15 protein-coding genes are annotated in these 21,791 nt (G+C 55.6%); 9 read left to right on the top strand and 6 right to left on the bottom strand.

Translation table 11 applies throughout. The features are described 5' to 3' along the window. Positions 1-16 precede the first annotated feature (16 nt). Both RISK_RS09745 and RISK_RS09740 read right to left on the bottom strand, forming a co-directional pair. Positions 17-1,078 carry a hypothetical protein gene (locus RISK_RS09745; protein ID WP_236696177.1) on the bottom strand — a complete coding sequence of 354 codons (1,062 nt, stop codon included), beginning with the start codon at positions 1,076-1,078 and terminating at the stop codon, positions 17-19. 382 nt (positions 1,079-1,460) lie between these two features. After that, positions 1,461-2,177 (bottom strand): transposase, encoded by a 717-nt coding sequence (locus tag RISK_RS09740; RefSeq protein WP_047814050.1) that lies wholly within the window; start codon positions 2,175-2,177, stop codon positions 1,461-1,463. Positions 2,178-2,367: 190 nt separating this feature from the next. Here RISK_RS09740 and RISK_RS09735 point away from each other — a divergent pair, with 190 nt between their 5' ends. Both RISK_RS09735 and RISK_RS09730 read left to right on the top strand, forming a co-directional pair. Beyond that, the gene (locus RISK_RS09735) at positions 2,368-4,095 is read left to right on the top strand and encodes a purine-cytosine permease family protein (RefSeq protein ID WP_047814049.1); all 1,728 of its coding nucleotides are present in this window, start codon (positions 2,368-2,370) and stop codon (positions 4,093-4,095) included. 19 nt (positions 4,096-4,114) lie between these two features. After that, complete coding sequence (locus tag RISK_RS09730; RefSeq protein WP_047814048.1) at positions 4,115-5,650, top strand: mannitol dehydrogenase family protein; 1,536 nt, start codon at positions 4,115-4,117, stop codon at positions 5,648-5,650. Between the two features lie 185 nt (positions 5,651-5,835). On the opposite strand, the gene RISK_RS09725 is transcribed toward RISK_RS09730, so the two are convergent. Beyond that, complete coding sequence (locus RISK_RS09725) at positions 5,836-7,848, bottom strand: dockerin type I domain-containing protein (protein WP_047814047.1); 2,013 nt, start codon at positions 7,846-7,848, stop codon at positions 5,836-5,838. A gap of 359 nt (positions 7,849-8,207) precedes the next feature. Here RISK_RS09725 and RISK_RS09715 point away from each other — a divergent pair, with 359 nt between their 5' ends. After that, positions 8,208-9,068, top strand: coding sequence for an SHOCT domain-containing protein (locus RISK_RS09715; protein ID WP_047814045.1), 861 nt, complete (start codon positions 8,208-8,210; stop codon positions 9,066-9,068). Between the two features lie 181 nt (positions 9,069-9,249). On the opposite strand, the gene RISK_RS09710 is transcribed toward RISK_RS09715, so the two are convergent. Further along, positions 9,250-10,608, bottom strand: a complete 1,359-nt coding sequence (locus tag RISK_RS09710) for a sigma-54-dependent transcriptional regulator (protein ID WP_047814044.1) — start codon at positions 10,606-10,608, stop codon at positions 9,250-9,252. A gap of 523 nt (positions 10,609-11,131) precedes the next feature. Here RISK_RS09710 and RISK_RS09705 point away from each other — a divergent pair. Then, positions 11,132-11,854: a cytidylate kinase-like family protein gene (locus tag RISK_RS09705; protein ID WP_047814043.1), complete on the top strand. Its 723-nt coding sequence runs from the start codon at positions 11,132-11,134 to the stop codon at positions 11,852-11,854. 781 nt (positions 11,855-12,635) lie between these two features. Continuing rightward, positions 12,636-13,844 (top strand): efflux RND transporter periplasmic adaptor subunit, encoded by a 1,209-nt coding sequence (locus RISK_RS09695; RefSeq protein WP_236696176.1) that lies wholly within the window; start codon positions 12,636-12,638, stop codon positions 13,842-13,844. Here RISK_RS09695 and RISK_RS31465 read toward each other — a convergent pair. Then, positions 13,825-14,007 (bottom strand): hypothetical protein, encoded by a 183-nt coding sequence (locus tag RISK_RS31465; RefSeq protein WP_150122542.1) that lies wholly within the window; start codon positions 14,005-14,007, stop codon positions 13,825-13,827. The two genes, RISK_RS09695 and RISK_RS31465, sit on opposite strands and share 20 nt — an antisense overlap. 20 nt (positions 14,008-14,027) lie before the next feature. Here RISK_RS31465 and RISK_RS09690 point away from each other — a divergent pair, with 20 nt between their 5' ends. After that, positions 14,028-17,462 (top strand): efflux RND transporter permease subunit, encoded by a 3,435-nt coding sequence (locus RISK_RS09690; RefSeq protein WP_047814041.1) that lies wholly within the window; start codon positions 14,028-14,030, stop codon positions 17,460-17,462. Between the two features lie 164 nt (positions 17,463-17,626). Here the strand turns inward: RISK_RS09690 and RISK_RS33355 are convergent, their stop codons facing one another. Further along, positions 17,627-17,752: a hypothetical protein gene (locus tag RISK_RS33355; protein ID WP_261340215.1), complete on the bottom strand. Its 126-nt coding sequence runs from the start codon at positions 17,750-17,752 to the stop codon at positions 17,627-17,629. Here RISK_RS33355 and RISK_RS09685 point away from each other — a divergent pair. The 3 genes from RISK_RS09685 to RISK_RS09675 all read left to right on the top strand — a co-directional run bounded on the left by RISK_RS09685 (position 17,751) and on the right by RISK_RS09675 (position 21,547). After that, entirely contained in the window at positions 17,751-19,610 is a 1,860-nt protein-coding gene (locus tag RISK_RS09685; protein WP_236696175.1) for a TolC family protein, read from the top strand. The two genes, RISK_RS33355 and RISK_RS09685, sit on opposite strands and share 2 nt — an antisense overlap. 279 nt (positions 19,611-19,889) lie before the next feature. Then, the gene (locus RISK_RS09680; RefSeq protein ID WP_047814040.1) at positions 19,890-20,729 is read left to right on the top strand and encodes a hypothetical protein; all 840 of its coding nucleotides are present in this window, start codon (positions 19,890-19,892) and stop codon (positions 20,727-20,729) included. A gap of 212 nt (positions 20,730-20,941) precedes the next feature. Further along, complete coding sequence (locus RISK_RS09675; RefSeq protein WP_047814039.1) at positions 20,942-21,547, top strand: hypothetical protein; 606 nt, start codon at positions 20,942-20,944, stop codon at positions 21,545-21,547. Positions 21,548-21,791 lie beyond the last annotated feature (244 nt).

The following is a 21,791-nucleotide window of genomic DNA, read 5'->3' as shown; positions in this document are numbered from 1 at the left end:
CGAACCACGACGTGGATCAATAACGGAAGATCATGTCGACGGTCACTCGGTCTTCCAAAACGTCTTTGAAAGCAGTCAGGGGGAACTCGTACGCGACCCCCGCTTCGATGTTTCCGCTGGGTTTGAACTTCATGCCGACATTGTGCGTGACCAAGTCATTGCCTTCGACATCGGTCGCACCCAAGTTGAGCAGGTCTTGTCCTGAGACGCCCAGTGCCAAACCGTTCTCGGCTTCGTCCACCCAGTGCCACCACGAGTTTTCGGTGAACAGGTAAACCCGGTCAGTCACCTTCACGTCAAAGTGATTGTTCCAATGAACCGTGGTGCTTTGAACCGATTGATCAACCGGCAATTGCCAGCCAAATGAGCTCAGAATGTGAGCGTTGCCACCCAGCAATCGCTGACCACCGGTGGCGAAGAAGTGGAATTCACCATCGCCGACAGCCTGAGACGATTGTTTGCTGCCGAGTGGGATTTCGTAGGTGAAACCGCCGGACAGCAACGTTCCCGATTGCGTGTCGCGAATGAAGTTGTACTTCAAACCCGCCGTGACATCCGCCCATCCGGAATCCAACAACAGCGTGTCCAACGTCCCTTCGCTATTGTCCAAGATGTATCCATCTTTGACCGCAATCAAGCTGAGTCGTTCGGTCAAAGCCACGCGGAACTGCAACGCAAACAGTTGTACCGAACCGCCCGCAGGAATGTTCCCAGGACCGAGCGTCGCGGGGAATTGATGCGTCACAAAGATTGGACGCAGTTCCGTCAAGTTGCGAGGGTCTTCAAAGTGAACAAAGTCGATCATCGGGCTGATGAAATCATCGAAGCAATGATCGCTTGGACGCAGGTGTTGCTTCAATGAAGCCAGACACCCAGCCGCTTTGCAACCGCGGCATGCCACGGAATCACAAAACGAGTCACATCCATCGCCGTCGCAACCAAACTCGTCGCAACTCACTGCATCGCACCCGACCAGCCCCAATGGATCACAACCACTGGATTGCCCGGCTGAAGCAAACGACGTCAAACAACACCCCATGACGACGGCCAGAGCCGAGGCCTTCCAAACGCAATTCACGATCCATCTCCTGTGACGATGACACAACGGCTGACCGGTTCACGATGCCGGCCAACTCAAACATGTCCTTGTTTCCTTAATGATGCGAATCGGCCAGCCCCGCGTCACGCCTGCGATTCCGCGTCCACGATCGACACAAATTGCCAAGCCCCACTCAAACGCAAATCTGGCATCACCCGACGCCAAACCCATGTTGCCTCCAGCACAAATCGTGCGTTCCTGTCACACACTGAACTCTCAACACACTCGCCACCGTGCGAATGCGACGCGACACGCTCAAAATCCCCCGGCAGAAGCTCCCTCGCCCCCATGCAACAAATCCCAAAACAGATCACCACTTCCCAAACAACCCCTCCAACCGCCCCATCCTCCCACAAAGGTGTCAGGTACCTTTTTGGAGGACTGGGTAACTTCCCTCTTCACTCGTCCTGAATTTGCGAGGACGGCCTCGGGGTCGCATGGTCATCTCCAAATCAAACCGGCGGGCCGTCGTTTCCACCCAGTTCTCTTCTCCAAAGGGAGTCCCCCGCTTCACAGAAAAGTCCAATTTTCTTTGTTCTTTGGCGGACAGTTTGGTCGCAACATGGTCGCACCAACGCGTGCAGCGAGCGATCGGCCAAGATGCCAGCAACGACTTCTCCTTGACCGACCCGTGTTTCCAACGAGCCAGACTTCCCCAGCGCCAGTCTTCAGGACGCTCGCAATATCCGGCGGTCATGGCGTTGCGTTCGACGTAGCGGCACACCGTCAAAAAGTGCTCGTCGTCCTGAATCGGGAAACTCTTGTACCGGCCCTGGTACAGATGCCCTTCCCCCACCGTTTCGTAGTGCGCGTTGTATCGCTGAGTGTGGGTGAGCGTGAGCCAATGCACAAACCGGCTCATTCCACCATCTTGTTTGGGCCGCAAAACCAGGTGCCAATGGTTCGGCATCAAGCAGTAGGAGAACAATTCCACGTCGTCTTTTGACAATGCGTCCGCCAGAATGGACTCAAACGCCGCGTAATCCTGCTGCTTCTTGAAGATCGTCGCTCGGCGATTGGCGCGGTTCAGGACGTGATAGAGATGCCCGGCGGCATCGGCTCGTGGAGCACGTGGCATGGGAATGACTCAATTCGTGAGGGGCGAACGGTCGCTGTCATTCCTCACGCTATCGCTCAACCTTCCCCAGTCAACCAAAAAGGTACCTGACACCTTTTTCGTGACACGATGGCAGGGAAGCCTCCTCTCATACTGTGTGAATGGATAGAATGCAGGCACACGGCCAAATCCGATTTGATGAGCACCACGAATGAGTACTGAAACGAACCGACAAATGATTGCTCAAATGAAGCAGGAGCAATTGCCGGTTCCGGTGCACCGTCTTCATCGCTGGCCACACTTTGTGGGCTTGTATGCGGGAGAGCATGTTGCCGCGACTGAATTTGTGATCGGGGCCACGTTTGTTGCGATGGGAGCCTCCACGCGTGACATTTTGATCGGGCTGTTGATTGGCAACATTTTGGCGATCCTCAGTTGGACCCTGATCACGACGCCGATCGCCGTGCAGACTCGACTGAGTCTTTACACGTACCTGGAAAAGATCGCCGGCGAGTCAATGACTCGGCTCTACAACTGGGCCAACGTCCTGATTTTCACCGTGATCTCCGCGGCAATGATCACGGTGTCTTGCACCGCCGTCCGGTTGCTGTTCAACATTCCACCGCAATTGCAGTGGTACCCGACCGATTCACTTTTCGTTGCCGTGGTGGTCGCGGTCGGCATGATCGTGGTGCTGGTCGCGATGTACGGCTTCAACGCCGTCGCCGAATTCTCAGGTTTGTGTGGTCCCTGGCTGGTCGTGATGTTTGTCAGCGGCGCGTTGGTGTTGTTTCCCGCGTTGGCAGAATCGGTTTTGGGCCGAACCACACTCAATGGTTTCAGCGACTTCTTGTTGATTGGGGACGATTCGATCTGGACGGGAACCAATGCCGCTGGCAAACCTGGCATCGGTTTGTGGGAAGTCGCTGGTTTCGCTTGGGCCGCCAACACGATCACGCACTTTGGTCTGATTGACATGGCGTTGTTGCGTTACGCCAAAAAATCAATTTATGGATTGTGCACCAGCGCCGGCATGCTGTTCGGACACTACATCGCTTGGATAGCCTCGGGCATCATGGGCGCCGGTGCCGCCGTGCTGTTGAAATCCACCATTGTTGAACTGGATCCCGGCGACGTTGCTTTTCGTGCACTGGGCATGTCGGGATACGTCATCGTGATTGTCGCTGGCTGGACCACCGCCAACGCGAATCTCTACCGGGCGGGTTTGGCGGCGCAGGCAATCTTCCACAAACGATCGCGCAAGATGGTCACGTTCACGGTGGGCTGTGTGACGGTCGCGGTTGCTTGCTTCCCGTTCGTTTTCCGGCAAATTCTGCCGCTGCTGACTTACGCTGGCCTGTTGGTCGTTCCCGTGGGCGGCATCGTTTTCGCAGAACATGTCGTGTTCCCTCGCATCGGCTTCACTCGGTACTGGGCCCAGTATCGCAACCTGCCCCACAGCGTCCCGGCCATCGCCTCCTGGACCGCCGGGCTGATCTTCGGCTTTGGTTTGAACGCCTTCGAAGTGATGTCGTTTTACTACCTGTTTCTGCCCACCTGGCTGTTCACCATCCTGCTCTATACTTTCCTAGCCAAGCTTTACGGGGCGGCGGAGAAGTATCCCGAAGAGGAAGAAAAAGAGCGAATCCTGAACGAAGACATTCGCGAATTCCAACGTGAGCAAGCTTTGGTGGAAGGGGACCCTGTCGAAGATCCATCCCGGCAATCCCTTGTCCTGCGCTGGATCTCCCGTGTTTGCTTGGCTCTCATTTTGCTGCTGGCGTTGAAGGTGATGTTTCAAAGTCCCGACATGCGGACCTACACCTCCAACCGCGACCTATTTTACACTTGGGCATTTGTGTTGACGATTTCGTATTTCGCGACCGCCTACTGGGTTTTGCATCGCTTCAAAGCCCTCAATCCACAGCACGACAACTAGTCAACTCGGTTGAAACAACATGACCCGTCAAACGTCACCCATTGGCGCGAACGCCTCGCTGACACCACTGAACGAAGCCAACCTAGCGCAGCTGAATTCACAGGTTTCGGCGCCACAATACGACCGCAGTCGACTGAAACCGAGAATTGTGCACGTCGGCGTCGGAGGATTCCATCGTTCGCACGAGGCGTTTTACACAGATGAACTGTTGCGCAACGACAGGTCATCCGATTGGGGCATCTGCGGGGTCGGCCTGCGTGAAGCGGACGAAAAAATTGCCTCCGTGCTGAAGCGACAAGACTACCTCTACACGTTGATCATTCGACATCCCAACGGAACCGTCGAAAGCCGCGTGATCGGTTCGATCGTGGACTTCTTGCTGGGATGCCATGATCCCGAGTCGGTGATCGAGCAAATGGCCAGTCCCGACACGCAAATCGTTTCTCTCACGATCACCGAAGGTGGCTACAACATCGACGCTGCAACGGGCGAGTTCAACTGGAATCATCCCGATGCCCAGCATGACCTCCAAAACCCGACCACGCCCAAATTGGTGTTTGGCTTTCTGACCGAAGCGCTCAAGCGTCGTCGCGCTCGCAACCTACCCGCGTTCACGATCCAGTCCTGCGACAACATCCAACACAACGGAGACTTGACTCGCAAAACGGTGCTTGGTTTCGCACGCAAGCAGGATCCCGAATTGGCAACTTGGATTGAATCGAACGTTTGCTTTCCCAACGCGATGGTCGACCGCATCACTCCAGTCACCACTCAAGACGACATGGACTACTTGGTCCAGGAACATCAACTTTGCGACGAGTGGCCGGTGACATGCGAACCATTTTGCCAGTGGGTCGTGGAAGATCACTTTTCAGCCGGGCGTCCCGCCTGGGAATCCGTCGGTGCCCAGTTTGTTCCCGACGTCGGCCCCTACGAGAAGATGAAGCTTCGGTTGCTCAACGCGGGCCACTCGGTGCTCGGGATCCTCGGATCAATTCATGGCCACCGCACGATCGACGGATGCGTCGGCGACCCTCTGTTTGCAACTTACCTTCGGCAGTTCATGGACGCCGAAGTGACACCGGTGCTGGATGAAGTCGAGGGGATTGATCTCGAAACCTACAAAGACACACTGCTGGAACGCTTTGGCAATCCAAATATCAAAGATGCGCTCTCGCGAATTTGCTTGGAAAGCTCGAGCAAGCTACCGGTCTTTTTGATTCCCACGATCCAGGACAACCTGGCTCGCGGAGGCCGCATTGAACTCGCGACGTTGGTCATCGCCGCTTGGTGTTTCTACAGTGACAAACAGGTCGATCAACACGGCAACCCGCTCGAGATCATCGACGAGTTGAAACAGCCACTTCATCAGGCAGCCGCGGCGACGCGTAAGGATCCCCTTTCGTTCCTCGAAGTCACCGAGGTGTTTGGGGATTTGATTCAAAACGAACGCTTCACCAAGCAGTATGTCTCAATGGTCGAAACGCTATATGAGACGACCGACATCGCCTCAATCATGGAAGACCTTCTTCAGTCTGGAAACGACCCGAACTGATTGGATCGCGTCGTCGAAGCAGGCAGCCGCCTCCCGAAACAAGAGCTGTTTCGGCGTTCAACAAAAGTCCGACACGCAACCGGTGCAAAAGTCCGACACGCAAGCGGTGCAAACGGCTGATCAGGAGATGTCCGGTTGCGTCTGCGTACCTCGCTCGTTTCACACATTGCGTTTCAACGCATCCGTTAGATCAAACGGTTCTCTGCGAAGATATGATCGACCGCAGCGAGTCGCTGGTCCTCCTCGGACCGACGATTCAGTTCATCTCGCGAGGATCCATCTTCGAGAGGCAACTGGGTCGTTTTTGCAATCGTCGATTCAGGATTCCCCAAAGCAGTGCGGCCAGAGTCATCACGATTTGGCTGATTCTCTCGGTCCAACGTGGCAAGCTGTTCAACCTCAACGCCCTTGCCTGTGGAATCATCATCCGGTGTCGCCACGGTGAATTCCGATGCGACCGAGGCGGCAATCATCTGACCAACTTCCTGCCCGACCAAATCGTCGAAATCAAAGTGGATTCCCAAGTAGACGCGACTGCGTCCATTTTCTGCCATGGCCTCACTGAATGAATCGAATGTTCGCTCAGCATCGTCGAGATCCAATCCGTAGGCCGCCTGCAACTCGGGATCATCCAACAGAATCTCAAGTTCTTCCGACGCGACCGTGAAGGAAATGTCATCCGTTCCATAGAATTCTTGCAGTGTCCCGAACAAGGCTCCGCCAAAAGTCGCGTGACCGGAGATATAGGTTGGGAACTGAGGTGTGAAGCCAACGATGTCATCGCCCCCGTCGGGAGCCCCCAATGCGGTCCATTCGGGATCGCCCTCTGTCAAAGCGTTTCCATCGGCATCGCCGTCTTGGATAGCCGTGACAGGACGCCAAAACTCCTCTTCGAATTTGGTAGTCCACGCAACGACCGCCGCATCGGCCATCGCGACAGAAGCCTGAGCGAAGAGGGCGGCGTTCTCTTCCAACGAGTTGCCTTCTTGCACCGCGACCGTTTCGAGGATGTCGTTGAACAATGACAAGGGAGTGCCCAAACCTTCTCGGTCATAGGCCCAAAAAATTCCCGCTTCAGTTTGGTCGGCTGTTCGAGTGACACTGTCGACCGCTCCCAGTTCCTTCACTTCGTTGTAGGAAGCCGCGTATTCTTCGCTGGTCAAAGCCGGAGGTGATTCCGGTGTGTAGGCGTCCGCATCCGAGATCGCGAATGGATCGACCTCGCCCCATCCCGGTCCCCAAACCGGCACGTCTGGATTCAGTGGGTCCGATTGAAATGCTCCCGCTTCGTCGGTGTAGGTGTACTCCACGATCGCGTCGGCTCCATCATCCACACGATTCTCGATCACGGTGCTTCCAACTTCCGCACCAAGCACCAGCCCAGCTTCTGTTTCCGAATCTTGGCTGTAGGTCGCCAGCACATCCGCGTAAAACGAATCAATCGATTCTTGTTGCTCCGGATACAGCGAACTCAGAACGGAGTGTGCGGCACTGGATGCGGCCGCTTGCGACGAAACATCGCTGGATGACTTCGTCAACGAAGAATCATATTCATAAAAAGCGAGATCGGAATCTCCGGATGCAATCGCAACGGAGTCGTAGATAGCCACATTCAACATCGCCATTGCTCGAGAAGCGTACCCCGGGTTTTGATTGTCCGCGCTGTTGGCGGTCAGCTCGTTGAACAAGTTGTTCCAATCAAGAACCGCGTCACCCGTCAACTCAATCTCTGAATCCGCTTGATCGTCCGTCGTCGATTCATCCGTCGCCGAATCACCGCCGGTGGTGTCCTCGGCATCCGTTTGGTCTTTGGTTTCCGCCCCAGTGTCCCGCGATCCTGAATCGCGATCCTCAAGCTGCTCGCGATTCAAACGGTTGACCACCATCAAAGCATCTAGGGCACTGTTGCGACCGTCGTTGTTGACATCCGTCATTTGCCCGCGGCCGACATCGCCTGCGACTTCACCGGATTGCTCGCGGTTCATCCGATTGATGATCGTCAGTGCATCGATCGCCGTGACCTGATCGTCTTCGTTGACGTCTTCCGGCATCGCTTCGTTGTGAAAAAGATTGGCGGCCAGAAGATTCCGAGTTTCCAGATTCTCCGACCGCAATCTGCGACAAGTCGATTGTCGCCGCCGTTTCCGAATACGAGCTGATTTCGATGTTCCGATCCAACGATTCCAACGGAATGGCATGATATTCCTCGCGCGGCACTTGAGAAGAAGAGAAGTGGCGGGCGAGCCGGAGCTTCGCAAATCGTAGCGAAACAGGACTCGCCTACGATTATCAGGACGAACCCCGCGACCAAACGTCACACTCCCATCCGATTTGGGTTGAAGATCAAGCCACCCATCCCGTCACGATTGGGGATGCCTGGTCACGAAATCCTGGGGGCGAGGACACCCAGCAGGGTTTCAAGCCGGCATAATCGGCGTCACAAAAGGGCTGGACTAGGAAGTTGAGGCGAATTGGTTGACAATCACGACGTAGAATTTGTTCTCTGTCTTTTTCCACCTGTGTTTCCTGCGAGTCTCCCGTGTTGCCACTTTCGTCCATGGGCCAGCAAATCGCCCAAACACTTTCCAATCGCCACGGATTCTCCGTGGATGCCGTCAGCCACATGTTGACCGCTGTTTACAACGGCAACGGAAGCATGGCCCAGTTCTCCCATCCCGAGTTTGGCGGATCGGGCCAATGGATGGCGGGGGGAATGATGATGATTGGTGACATGTTCAATCAGAATCTGAAGTACCGCGTTTCGGCCCTCTGTGAAGATTGCGCTCGTTCGATCGCCGAGAATCAAACTGGAACGAGCAGTGGCGTGTTCCAATCGCAAAGCCAAAGCGGTGGCTCGAACTACCAAGATCAGCAGGCCGGTGGAGGGTCGGCTTCGAACAGCCTCTTCGCACCGGACCCACGACGCAATTGGTGGCCCCAAGAGTTGGGATCGCCTTCCGCCAGCGGATCACAGAACCAAATGCGATACGCGTACTTTGCCGATGCTCATCGATTGGCCGTGGCAACGGGCGACGACGTGTGGCTGTACGACACGCTGCAACACAACATCGGTGGCTTCAGCCAACAACAATCGGGCGACGGGTCGATCACCTTCACGAGCCAATTTGGAGTCGTTCCGCTTTCGTCGCTTCCGATTGTCAGTCGAAACGGAATCGTTGAAGCGCCGCAAGCTCCCCCAAGCCCAGCGCCGGCCCCACCCGCTGCCAATGTCCAGCCCGAGCCGACCCCTGCACCAAACGAAGCGTCGGCCAATCCAAATGGCACCTCCGCATCCTCGTCCCCGGATTCTGGCAACGTGTTCGACACACTCGATCGCTTGGGCGGATTGCTCGACAAAGGCTACATCACCCAAGAAGAATTCAATCGCAAGAAGTCCGACTTGCTCGACCGGATTTAATCCGGCGAACGTCAAGCGAGATCGACCGACGTCGCCCCGGACGGGGCCGACGTGGAACGTGTGGATGTCGTCGAGCAGCATGACGCGAACCGTGGGGAGTGGACACGGTCGCAATGAAGCTTGGGCATTGAGCGTTGCCCGACGGAACAGTTGGGGACAACTGTTCTACTCTGTTGCTCGTTCAGTGAAGCCCGTAGCGGTTCATTTTGTAGTGCAACGTTCGCACACTGATCCCCAGCGCTTTCGCGGTTCGCTCGCGGTGAAAATCTTTCGCTGTTAGAGCGGACTCGATCCCGGTTCGTTCCGCCATTTCAGTGATCTCGTTCAACGTGCGAATCGCGTTGCACGGCGAAACACTCTGACGTTGATGCTCTTCAGGGAGATCGTTTCGTCCGATGGTTTCGCCCCCCACCGTGACCACGATTCGCTCGATATGGTTGCGGAGTTGGCGAACGTTGCCCGGCCAATCCGAAGCCATCAACGCTTCCATCGCCTCAGGCGTCAGTGACTTCATCGAACGTCGATGCCGAGTGCAAAACCGAGTTAGGAAGTGTTCGACCAACAACGGAATGTCTTCGCGACGGCTCCTTAGCGGCGGCACCTCGATGGGAACGATGTTCAATCGGTAGAACAGATCATCGCGAAACGATCCGTCTTGGACCAACGTCATCGCATCGCGATTGGTTGCGGAAATAATTCTCGCGTTCGATTGCAGCATCTGCTCGCCGCCGACGCGAGCGAATTGTCCCGTTTCCAACACCCGCAGCAGGTCCACTTGGCTCTTGGCAGGGATTTCTGTGATCTCGTCTAGAAACAACGTCCCATTGCCGGCTTGTTCAAAGCAGCCGGGCTTCTGTCGGGACGCTCCCGTGAACGCGCCCTTCTCGTGCCCGAACATTTCACTTTCCAACAGACTTTCGGGAAGAGCCCCCAAGTTGACCGCAACAAAGGGGTCTTTCGAGCGCGCACTCAGATCATGGATCGCCCGAGCGATCAATTCCTTGCCCGTCCCGCTTTCACCTTGAATCAGAACGGTCGCATCCGTTGACGCCACCTGCCGCACTTGTTTGAGTAGATTCTGGAACTCGTCGCAATTGCCAACGATGCCTGACAACTCACCGGCTTCGGCTAACTTCTCCTTCAACTGGTGATTTTCGTGTTGCAGCCGGTGGTGTTCCGCTGCTTTCGTAACCTGCTGGCGGATAAGGTTGAGATCCACCGGTTTGGTGATGAAATCAAACGCTCCCCATTTCATTGCATCGACTGCCGTTTCCACTGTTCCATTGGCAGTGATGATGATGGACATGACGCTCGGATCGCGATGCTTGATCCATCGGAGAAGGTCGAGTCCATCACGATCGCCTGGCATTTTCACATCGGCGATGACCAATTGAAAACTTCCCGCGACAAACTTATCCAAAGCTTCGTTGACGGAAGCGGCCGTTTCGATGTGATCGCAGATCTTTTCAAGCCCACGAGCCAAGCCAGAGCGGATGTTCGGCTCGTCGTCGACGATCAAAAGATGAAGTTCGTTTTCCATTTCCAAGTTGGCTTCGACTTTTCAGGAGGTTCAGGTGTTTGCAGATGGAAGGCGGCGTGTTCCCCACACGCTCGATCGTTCGGCTGAGTTCAAACCAGGCTCGAAGTGACCGCGTTCTCTCCTAGGCAAACGTCAGACCAAAGAGATGAAATCTTCTTCATCTATCTCATCCACGAACAAAGACAAACAACAAATCTCAACGTGAAACGCATCGCCGCACGGCAAAGCGTGAGTTTCTTTTTTCTTTGAGTTGGCGACCTGTTCAGCCCGTCACACAGATGAATGCCCCATTCCAAAGGGCTATCCCTCGTTCCGATGCAATCCACTGCATCTTTCATGCAAAACCTTGCATGTTTGTTGACCTGATCTCGCCTACCAAACGAGCCCCGGGAAATCACTTCGCACCGGGAATGGCTGGATGAGGGCACCGACCGCGACCAAGAAATGTTGCCGTCGGTCCGTCAATTGCATTTTGGTCGAGCCCTCACAATTTCGATCCTCCAATCGATCAGGCCCACCTCCGATGAGTGTCCGAGTCCCAGCCATTGAACGCCGTGCCGACGAAAGAGTTTTGAAGTGGATCCATGCGGAACACAACCAAGACGAAGCGTCCCAAGCAGACACCAGCAAACGGTTAGGCCCCTTCATCACGATTTCGCGAGAAGCCGGTGCAGGCGGCAGCGAACTGGCTGGCTTGGTCGCTGAGAAATTGCACTGGGACCTGCTGGACAACGAGATTGTCGACTTCATGGAACAACACTACGGGACTCCGCGGTGCTTGATTCAACGCGTCGATGAGAAGCACGAAAACTGGCTCAGCGAAATCTTGACCTCTCGCATTGGTGGGTTGGGATTTTCAGAGTCCACCTACACGCACCGCGTTTCCAAACTGGTTTTGCTGGCGGCATCCCACGGGAACGTCGTCATTGTTGGTCGAGGCGCGAAGTACCTCCTCCCGCCCGAACAAGGGTTGTCCGTCCGCGTCGTCGCCCCGCTAAATTCCCGGATTCAACGGGTGATGTCGCAACACGATCTTTCCGAGAAAGAAGCACGCCACTGGGTCGCGAACAAAGACCGGCAAAGGCAGAACTACATTCGCGGACATTTCCATCAAGACGAATCGGACCCGCATCTTTACGATTTGGTTTTGAATGTCGGAATCGTTTCCCTGGAAGAAGCAGCTGAGATCGTCGTCGATTCCGCTCGCCGCTTGATAGAAAAGTTCGCCAAGCAGGGTGGTTGCTGAGATGAAGTACAGACTCATTTCAATCGACGATTCCATCGTCGAGGCCGAACAATCCGTCGTGACGGTTTGGTGTGAACCGTCTTGGTTGGACTCTCTGATGGGTGTTCGGCCCGAGTACGTAGCCTTCACTGGCAGGGCTGGGCAGTGGCAGAACTTGGAACGAGAGTCAGCAACGCCGCACGAATGTCGTTTTCTGCACCAAATGTGGAGCCAACATCGGACTTCCTCTCTCACCACCAACGCCGGATAGTCGCCGGCATCCTGGTGGCATCTTCCTCAACGCTGAGCGAATGTTTTCGCGTCTCTCACCCTCTTCGTTGGGCGGGATGGAAACTTGGAGCTGCCACTTCTGAGGAAGGATTCAGACCGTGGCGTTCAACCTCCCGGTCCTGGCACCCTTCGGCTGACCTCGACAGTTCATTCGGGGCACACATAGGCACCACCCCATGGCACTCTCAATGCCTGCAGTTTCCTGCAGACGTCATGAACCTGATTGCAGACAAATTTCGGCATGCTGAAACTCGGCATTCCGCCGAGAATTGTTTTCGCCCGTGAATCACGGGGTTTTCTCAATCTCAACTCCGCCGGCGGAAGGTCCCTTCGCGCTTCGGCACACCCCGTGCTTTGTCCGACCTCGCAGGCAGATCATCGATCTCACCTGCAGCACCTCACCTTCGACGCTCAACCGAAACCAGTGTTTCGCAAGCCTGTCTCAACGCCCCCCATCCACGACGGTGCATCACGCGAACGCCTTCCAGACATGAACAAATCCAACCGATCCATGCACACCAAATTGTTCCACTTGCTCCTCTTCGCCTCCTTCTCATGCTTCCTGGCGGGTTGCGGAGAATGGGCCCAAACGTCTTCCGTCCCACTCGCCAATGTGGTGACGGCCCCGTCCTCCGATGAGGGCCATGCCCACGCAGAACATTCCGATGGACACCATGAGGAGCAGCCTCACGCATCCGGCGAGCATCACGCTCAACACAAAATTGTCGTGACCAGCCCCGTGGCCCGCGATGTCACGCTGACTCGGCAATACGTTTGCCAGATTCATTCGCGTCGACACATCGAAGTGTGTGCCCTGGAAGGTGGCTATCTGAAGGACATCCACGTCAACGAAGGCCAAGCGGTGACCAAGGGGCAGTCACTCTTCCATATCCTGCCCACGATCTACGAAGCCAAACTGGACGCTGACAGGGCCGAAGCACAGCTTGCTCAAGTCGAGTTCGACAACACTCAAAAGTTGGTCCAACAAAACATCGTCTCCACCCAAGAACTCAAGTTGGCAGAAGCCAAACTGGCGAAAGCCGTCGCGAATGTCAAACTGGCTCAGGCAGAGGTGAACTTTGCCAACATCAAAGCCCCATTCGATGGCATCGTCGATCGACTGCACGAACAAGAAGGCAGTTTGGTCGAGGAAGGTGCGATGCTGACCACGATGTCCGACAACAGCCTGATGTGGGTCTATTTCAATGTTCCTGAATCTCGCTACTTGGAATATCAAGAGGCGATGAACGCCGGCCAAAATCCAGACGCATTGAACGTGCAACTCCGATTGGCCAATCACAAACTCTTCGACCAGCCCGGCAGGATTGGAGCGATCGAAGCGGACTTTGACAACGAAACAGGCAACATCGCATTTCGTGCCGATTTCCCCAATCCAACTGGACTGCTTCGCCACGGTCAAACCGGCACGGTGCTGATCAATCAGATTGCGAAGAACGCCGTCGTGATTCCTCAACGAGCGACGTTTGAAATTCTGGCCAAGAAGTACGCCTTCGTGCTCGACGCGGACAACGTTGTGCATCAACGCGAAATCGTGATTCAAAACGAAAAGGATGACATCTTCTTGATCGCCGAAGGATTGCAACCCGACGAAAAGATCGTGCTCGAAGGCATCTTGCAAGTTCGCGATGGCGAAACGGTGGAATACGAATTCCAAGATCCAGACACCGTGCTCGACAACCTCAAGTATCACGCCGAATAGCGGGCATCGCCTGCCACTGAGTCGGCCCCGTCGATCCGGGCCACATCTCGGCCAACAAGAATCGCCGGCCGCCATTGCCGAGCCATTGGGTCTCAACCGTTGACGGCGTCGGCAACCGCTCCCACCAATCACACCCCGCGAGCACCATGACGGTGCTCGTCATGCCAGCACCTTGTTCGCAACATGTTTGAAAAATTTCTTCACCGGCCCGCCCTCGCCATCGTCATCTCGCTGCTGATCCTGTTCATGGGTGGACTGGCGATCAACGTCCTGCCGATTTCGCAGTTCCCCTCCGTCGCGCCGCCGAGCGTCCGGGTCTCGGTGTCGTACCCCGGTGCGAGTGCCAAGATCCTGATCGACTCGACGATGGTGATTTTGGAACAAGCCATCAACGGCGTTCCCAACATGCGGTACATGCTCAGCGACGCGACCAGTGCGGGGGAGGGCACAATTCAGGTGATCTTCGAACCCGGCACCGATCCCGACGTCGCCGTGATGAACGTGAACAATCGCGTTCAGATGGTCAAGAACAACCTGCCACCTATCGTGGAACGCGAAGGCATCATCGTGATGCAAAACATGAGCAGCATGCTGATGTACGTGAACGTGTTCAGCACCGACGAAAGCGTGGATCAGAACTACCTCTACAACTACTCCACCGTCAACATCCTGAACGAAATCAAACGCATTCCTGGGGTGGGTTTCGCATCCATTCTGGGGAACCGTTCGTATGCAATGCGTGTCGAACTGGATCTCGACCGCATGCGTGCTTACCACGTTGATGCCGAAGACGTGATGGAGGCTTTGGCCGATCAAAGCATGATCGGCACGCCTGGACGACTTGGCCAAGCAACCGGCACGACATCCCAAACGCTGGAATACGTGCTGACTTGGGTCGGCCGCTACACGACACCCGAGGAATACGAGCAGATCATCCTCCGAGCCAGTCCCGAGGGCGAAATCCTGCGTTTAACAGACGTTGCCACGATCTCACTCGGCTCCTCGTTTTATGACTTGTACTCCGACATTGATGGACTGCCCGCCGCGGCCATCGTGTTGAAACAAACACCGGGATCCAACGCAGCGGACGTGATCGAACAGGTCAAGGCGAAGGTCGAAGACATCAAAGCAAAACAATTTCCCCCTGGGATGGACTACGCCGTCACCTACGATGTCTCGAACTTCCTGGACGCCTCGATCGAAAAGGTGCTGCACACGCTTTTCGAGGCGTTCATTCTGGTGTCGTTGGTCGTGTATCTGTTCCTCGGTGACTTCCGCAGCACGTTGATCCCCACACTGGCGGTTCCCGTGTCCTTGATTGGCACGTTCTTCTTCATGCTGATGTTTGGCATGTCGATCAACCTGATCACGCTGTTTGCACTCGTGCTCGCCATTGGGGTCGTGGTGGATGACGCCATCGTCGTGGTCGAAGCGGTCCACGAAAAGATGCACGCAAAGCACCTTGGTCCCTATCAAGCGACCCAAGAGGTGGTCCAGGAAATCAGCGGGGCAATCATCGCGATCACCTTGGTCATGACCGCTGTCTTCATTCCCGTCACGTTCATGACTGGTCCGGTCGGCGTGTTCTATCGTCAGTTCGCATTGACGATGGCGATGGCAATCGTGATCTCGGGGGTCGTCGCATTGTCGTTGACGCCGGTGTTGTGTGCGATGATTTTGAAACCGCTGGATGACAACGTCCAACGCGGCATCCTCGGTCTCTTGAATCGCGGGATTCAAAAAGTCGCCGGTCGATACGCGTTTGTTCTGCGGGCGTTGGTCAGCCTCTTGCTGGGCATCGCCGTCGGAACGGGAGTCCACTTCCTATTGCACATTGAATTGGTTCACGAAGTCCTCTCAGAACAGATGGAGTTGACGGACACGCGGATCGACATCATCGCGGGCGTCGTTGCTTTGCTAGCTGTGTTTTCGTTCCGTGCCGCATTCTCGGGTTTCGATGGGGGTGCGAAGAAGCGCAGCCCGATCGGTCTGTTTCTGCATGGTTTTGATCGTGGCGTCGAATCCGTCACGGGTGGCTACGCTCGTGTGCTCCGTCACATCATCAGTCGCCGAGTGGTGACGATCGCGGTGATCGCGGTATTCGGATATGGCATTTTGGTCGTCAACCAAGTCTTGCCAACGGGGTTCATTCCGCTGGAAGACCAAGGAATGATCTACGGCATTGTGCAAACACCACCTGGTTCGACACTTGAATACACCAACTCAAAGTGCCATGAACTGCAATCGATTTGCAAACAAATGGATGAAGTCACCTCGGTTTCCTCGATCGCCGGTTACGAGGTCCTGACCGAGGGCCGCGGTTCGAACGCTGGTACCTGCATCATCAACCTGAAACCGTGGGCGGACCGGGAACTGACATCGCGAGAGATCATTGAAGAATTAGAGGAACGCGGGACGGACATTGCCAACGTCAAACTCGAATTTTTCGAACCGCCTGCCGTTCCTGGTTTTGGTGCCGCCGGTGGGTTCTCGGTCAACTTGCTCGATAAAACCAACAGCGGCGACTACGCCGCGTTGGGCCAAGTCACCGACGAGTTCATGGCAGCCCTGAGCAAGCGGCCTGAGCTCAAAGGATTGTTCACGTTCTTCGCCGCCAACTACCCGCAATATGAAGTCATCATCGACAACGATGTCGCGATGCAGAAGGGCGTGTCCATCAAAGACGCGATGGCCAATCTGTCCATTGTGATCGGCAGCACCTGGGAACAAGGCTTCGTGCGTTTCGGGCAGTTCTACAAGGTCTACGTCCAAGCCCAACCCAAATTCCGTCGCTACCCGGAAGACCTCGACAACATGTTCGTGAAAAACGAGGATGGCGAGATGGTGCCTTACTCCGCGTTCATGCGAATTGAGAAGAAGCAGGGCCTGAACGAAATCAGCCGCTACAACCTCTACCCAACCGCTCCCATCCAAGGCGCACCAGCATCCGGATACAGCAGTGGCGAAGCGATCGCGGCGATCAAACAAGTCGCCGAAGAAACCCTCCCCAACGGGTTCGACATTGACTGGCAAGGCTTGTCATACGACGAAGCCAAATCGGGCAACACAGCGGTCTACATTTTCCTGATTGTGGTGATCTTCGTGTACATGGTGTTGGTGGGCCAATACGAAAGCTTCCTCATTCCGTTGGCCGTGTTGACGTCACTGCCCGTGGGCATTTTCGGTTCATTTGCCTTCCTTCAATCCATGGGACTGGCCAACGACGTGTACTGTCAAATCGGATTGGTGATGTTGGTCGGTCTGCTCGGAAAGAACGCCATCCTGATCATTGAATTCGCGGTCCAGCGACGGCAGGAAGGCTTGAGCATCATGGAAGCGGGCATCGAAGGCGGCAAACTGCGCTTTCGCCCCATTCTGATGACTTCGTTCGCCTTCATCGCAGGTCTGATCCCACTGGTGCGAGCCACCGGGCCTGGAGCCATCGGAAACCGCACGATCGGAACGACGGCAGTCGGTGGCATGTTGCTGGGCACGCTGGTTGGCGTCTTGGTGATCCCAGGACTCTACTACCTCTTCGCAAAAATGGCCGACGGTCGAACTCTGATTCGCGACGAACACGACCAACCTCTCAGCGAAATCTTCGAACGGGAACACTGATCAATCCGCCAAAACGCTGCATTGGGAATGTCTGCCACATGCCTCTCAACCGGACTCGCCGGCAAAGCCGCCGGAGTCCGAAGGACTGATCTGCAAATGTTGGCACAATTCGCTCAGAGGGACGAAAGCGTCGATCGCTCTCCCGATCAACGACGAAACTCCACCTACCGATCAAATTGACCCTGCTGCGTCATCGCTTCCCAGTGATGTGACAACGCGTCAGTCAACGCGGACTCTAGAACACGTTTCGGCAGGATGCCGATCCCCGCCAGTTCATCAAGGACGAACATGAACCATCCAACGACGCACGCTTCACGCAACCACTCTTCCAAACGTGCCTCCATCGCTGCCTTGATCTGCGGCTCATTGCTGGCGTTTCCCGGATGCGGCATCCCTGGCCTACGAGGTTCCAAACCAGGACCTTCCATGCCCCAGCATTACAACTGGAACAACGGCATGGACTCCACCAGCAATCCAACCGTGGCGAACGATTCTGGTGTCCCCAGCGAAATCACACCGCTGGTTGAGACGGCCTCCTTCGTGGAGACGGCTGAGCCTGACGAATCCCAAGAGGCTCGCAAGCTTTCGCCTACCAACACCCAATTGGTGTCCGCGAAAACCGACGAAGAGCCGAAAACGTTCGCGAGCTACATCCAATCCACGAATTTCGCCCCCGAACCGTCTTCGCTTGTCCAGGAAGCGGTCGACGCTGCAGAACGGCAATCGAATCAGCCAGCCAAGATCGAACTGGCAAATGCTCCCACGCAAACCGTTTCTTCCTCGGTGATCGACGAGTCTGGCGACCACTTGATTTACGATGAAGCGGACTTGAACTTCGGCATTTCAACGCTCCAGAACTCAGCTCAATTGCCGCAAAGCGTGTTCTACACTGACCCGTATTTGCTGGACCTGATCACTCAGGCAATGGTTGGAAACCAAGAACTGAGAATCCTGTCAGAGGAAATTCAAATTGCCTGCAATGAAACCTATGCCCGCAGCGGCGAGTATCGACCTTTCGTGACCGCGGGGGTCGGTGCTGGGGTCGAAAAGTCGGGCCGGCACACGCGAGACGGCGCTGTAGAAGAACAACTCGAGGTCGCCCCCGGACGAGGCTTTCCTGATCCGCTCCCGGACTTCTTGGTCGCCGCCAATGTGTCGTGGGAAGTGGACATCTGGAAACGATTGCGGAATGCCCAAAACGCGGCTGCCATGCGGTACTTGGCGACCCAAGAGGGACGAAACTACATCATCACCCGCTTGGTCGCCGAAGTCGCCGACAACTACTACGAGCTGCTGGCACTCGACAACCGGATGTTGACACTCGAAAAGACGATCGAGATTCAACAACGGAGCCTGGATATTTCCAATGCGATGAAGGAAGCCGGTCGCGGCAATCAACTGGCCGTTCAACGTTTCCAAGCCGAGGTGCATAAGAACGAGAGCGAACGAGCCGTCATCGCTCAAGAGATCGTTGAAGCTGAGAACCGAATCAACTTCTTGGTCGGTCGCTATCCACAACACGTGGACCGAACCGAAGTGAACTTCATTGATCTGAACATGCAAACGCTGAGTTCAGGCGTCCCATCGGAACTGTTGCAAAACCGAGCCGACATTCGCGAGGCAGAACGCCAGGTCGTCGCCGCAGGTTTGGACATCAAAGTTGCTCGCGCTCGCTTCTATCCCTCACTCACGCTGACCGGTGGCCTTGGCTGGAACGCGTTCGCGACAGGGTATTTGTTCCGAACACCGGAATCGCTCATCTACAGCGTCGCGGGAGACATTGTGGGCCCACTGATCAACAAACGCGCGATCCAGGCTGACTACCGGACGGCAAACGCGGTTCAGTTGCAGAGCATCTACAACTACCAACAAACGGTGCTGGAAGCGCACGTGGAAGTGGTCAACCTGGTCTCCAAAGTCGACAACTATCGCAGCAGCATCGAGATCAAGAAGCAACAACTTCAGTCGTTGGAAGAATCCGTCGACAGTGCCGGCAAACTGTTCCAAAATGCTCGCGTGGAGTACGTCGAAGTGCTGCTTGCCCAGCGAGAGTTGATGGAAGCCAAGATGTTGCTGATCGATACCAAGCAAGAAGAACTCAGTGCGATCATCAACGCCTACCAAGCACTCGGTGGTGGCGGTTTCTGAAACGCAGTTCAAGGATGACCGAGCTTCCTCACGGTTCGGTCGACAAGCCACGGCGTGGAAAGCGGCTGGATTGGCACAAGTGCCAACGGAACGCCATGCCTGGAGGGCCGAGACCACCCCTGGTTGGGGTCCTCGAACCGACTATCCTTGGGAGCCTTGATGGTGATTGTCCCGCGAATTCCTGGTTTGCAAGCTGGAAGGCGAGAGAATCACGCGCTCGACTTCTAACATTCCAAGCGTCCAAAGCCAACGGACGCAAGTTTTAGTGGGGAACAGACCATGTTGAAATGGATCATTGTCGCCATCCTGGGCGCCGGTTTTTTGTTGTTGGTTCTCTGTGGCGTTGGCCTCTATTTCGCAAACAGTTCCAGCCAGGCCTATCAACGCCCGGTTTTTGAATCGATTGTGGCAGAAGACGCCGACGCGTTCCTCGATCTTTGTGAACCGTCGCTTCGGGAGAAAGTCGATGCACCGGTGATGCTGGCCTGGATGAAAGAGATCAACGCCGTGATGGGCGAGTGCAAATTCGAAACAGGATCCAACTTCAAAATCAACTTTGAAGGCAGTCCCGGCCAAACCCTGGTGACCACGTCTGGCGACATGGTGTTTGCAAACGGCGTCGCAAATTCTGAATTCGTTTTCCAAAACGACCAATTGATCACGTTTAAAATCGAACCCGACAAACTCAACGATGACTGGTTCACGGGTCCAGCGAGCGACGCATTGTACCGCGAACGAACAGAGAGCTTCTTCAACAAGTTGCTCGAACAAGATTTCGAAGCATTGAAGCCACTCATGCATGATTCCTTCATCGAGATCGCGACCGACGACTTGTGGAGTCAGGCGGTCGACCGAACGGACACTTGGCTCGGCAAAAACGCGACCGTGACCATCACCGATGTCGACAACCGAATCAGCGAAGACGAAGGACTGATTGTCAACGCTTTGCTCGCAGGAGATGCGGGCCAAGCCAATGCGTCGACAACGATCAAATTCGAAGGAATGAGAGGCAGCATCCTGAGCTTCGCAATCAACCGCGTCAAAGAACCGTCCGAAGAAGCAGCAGACGAGCCAGAATCAGAATCAAACGAGGACGCAGCAGTTCCCAGCGAAAGCTAAGCGAACGCGTGAGAAACAAATGACGCACTGACCGAGGTGACGAACTGTTGATAGCACGCCGTTTTTTACGCCGGAGGCGTTGCCGCAAGTAGCCGCCGGTCGAGCGGAGCGAACACCGCCGGAGACGCGGGTAACGTTGGAAACTGCCTGAACAGCCTTCGGCTTGGTCCGGCTTGATTTGGTCGGCAATAAACTCGTGCGAGGATCTTCCAATGACGTCGAACAAGGTGGCCGGCGAGATCGAGCCCAGGCCTGCGAGCTACCAGGCTTTCGTTCGGTTCTTGTTGGGCTTTGGAATCCTGACGGGACTTGCCGGTCTTCTCTGGTTGGTTGCTGGCGCGGGAATTTACGGGTCCCCCATTTCCGCAAACGCCTTTCAAGCTGATCACAATGGGTACACCGATCACTGGTCGTTCTGGATGATCGTTGTCGTGATGGCGGGCCCAAACGCTCTCTTTCCCGCCGCTTTGCTGGAACGTTTTCGTCCTGGGGACGGAGCCATCGCGTTGTTGGTTGCGAGCATTGTGGTTGCGGAAGCGGGAATCCAGTCGAGCAAGGCTTTCTGGGGATTCGCAGACGACAACGCTCAAATCGTGATTGGCTGCATCGCGCTGCCCATCCTGCTCTTCGCGGCAACGCTGATGAAATTACGCCGGGGGAAACTTGCTCCGAAACAGCAACGGATCGGATGGGTGGGGCTGTGTTTGCTCGCAGCACTGGTGACCGCCCGTTACCAAGTGGTCCGTCAGCACTGGACCACGGTCTGTCCGGCAGCGACACAAACGCACCTGCGACCAACTTCCAAGATCCCAATGTGACAACTCCTCCCTGAAGAGTTGCCCTCGTCTGTCGCGGGACTCGTCTATTGGCTGGGGGTGAATTCACCGCCTGGAAACCGACCCAATTTAGGAGCTCGCAGGTGCTGCGGTTGAATCATTGGCTCAGCCCATCGCAGCAAGCGAACCTGCTAGACTCCCACTACCCCAAAGGTCCTCCAGCCCCCGTTCAACATCGCTACGGTCGCCCTGGGACCCGCTCTCCACACCATTTTCCCCAAGGCGT

The sequence above is a fragment of the Rhodopirellula islandica genome, from assembly GCF_001027925.1.
Lineage (GTDB): Bacteria > Planctomycetota > Planctomycetia > Pirellulales > Pirellulaceae > Rhodopirellula > Rhodopirellula islandica.
The sequence above is the reverse complement of the archived record's forward strand: the minus strand, read 5'-3'. Positions and strand labels throughout refer to the sequence as shown.

Coding starts and splice junctions, on each gene's coding strand:
- RISK_RS09735 (WP_047814049.1), top strand. CDS start 2,368: ATGAGTACTGAAACGAACCGACAAATGATTGCTCAAATGAAGCAGGAG.
- RISK_RS09725 (WP_047814047.1), bottom strand. CDS start 7,848: ATGCCATTCCGTTGGAATCGTTGGATCGGAACATCGAAATCAGCTCGT.
- RISK_RS09715 (WP_047814045.1), top strand. CDS start 8,208: ATGGGCCAGCAAATCGCCCAAACACTTTCCAATCGCCACGGATTCTCC.
- RISK_RS09695 (WP_236696176.1), top strand. CDS start 12,636: ATGCACACCAAATTGTTCCACTTGCTCCTCTTCGCCTCCTTCTCATGC.
- RISK_RS09730 (WP_047814048.1), top strand. CDS start 4,115: ATGACCCGTCAAACGTCACCCATTGGCGCGAACGCCTCGCTGACACCA.
- RISK_RS09705 (WP_047814043.1), top strand. CDS start 11,132: ATGAGTGTCCGAGTCCCAGCCATTGAACGCCGTGCCGACGAAAGAGTT.
- RISK_RS09740 (WP_047814050.1), bottom strand. CDS start 2,177: ATGCCACGTGCTCCACGAGCCGATGCCGCCGGGCATCTCTATCACGTC.
- RISK_RS09675 (WP_047814039.1), top strand. CDS start 20,942: ATGACGTCGAACAAGGTGGCCGGCGAGATCGAGCCCAGGCCTGCGAGC.
- RISK_RS09680 (WP_047814040.1), top strand. CDS start 19,890: ATGTTGAAATGGATCATTGTCGCCATCCTGGGCGCCGGTTTTTTGTTG.
- RISK_RS33355 (WP_261340215.1), bottom strand. CDS start 17,752: ATGTTCGTCCTTGATGAACTGGCGGGGATCGGCATCCTGCCGAAACGT.
- RISK_RS09690 (WP_047814041.1), top strand. CDS start 14,028: ATGTTTGAAAAATTTCTTCACCGGCCCGCCCTCGCCATCGTCATCTCG.
- RISK_RS09710 (WP_047814044.1), bottom strand. CDS start 10,608: ATGGAAAACGAACTTCATCTTTTGATCGTCGACGACGAGCCGAACATC.
- RISK_RS31465 (WP_150122542.1), bottom strand. CDS start 14,007: ATGACGAGCACCGTCATGGTGCTCGCGGGGTGTGATTGGTGGGAGCGG.
- RISK_RS09685 (WP_236696175.1), top strand. CDS start 17,751: ATGAACCATCCAACGACGCACGCTTCACGCAACCACTCTTCCAAACGT.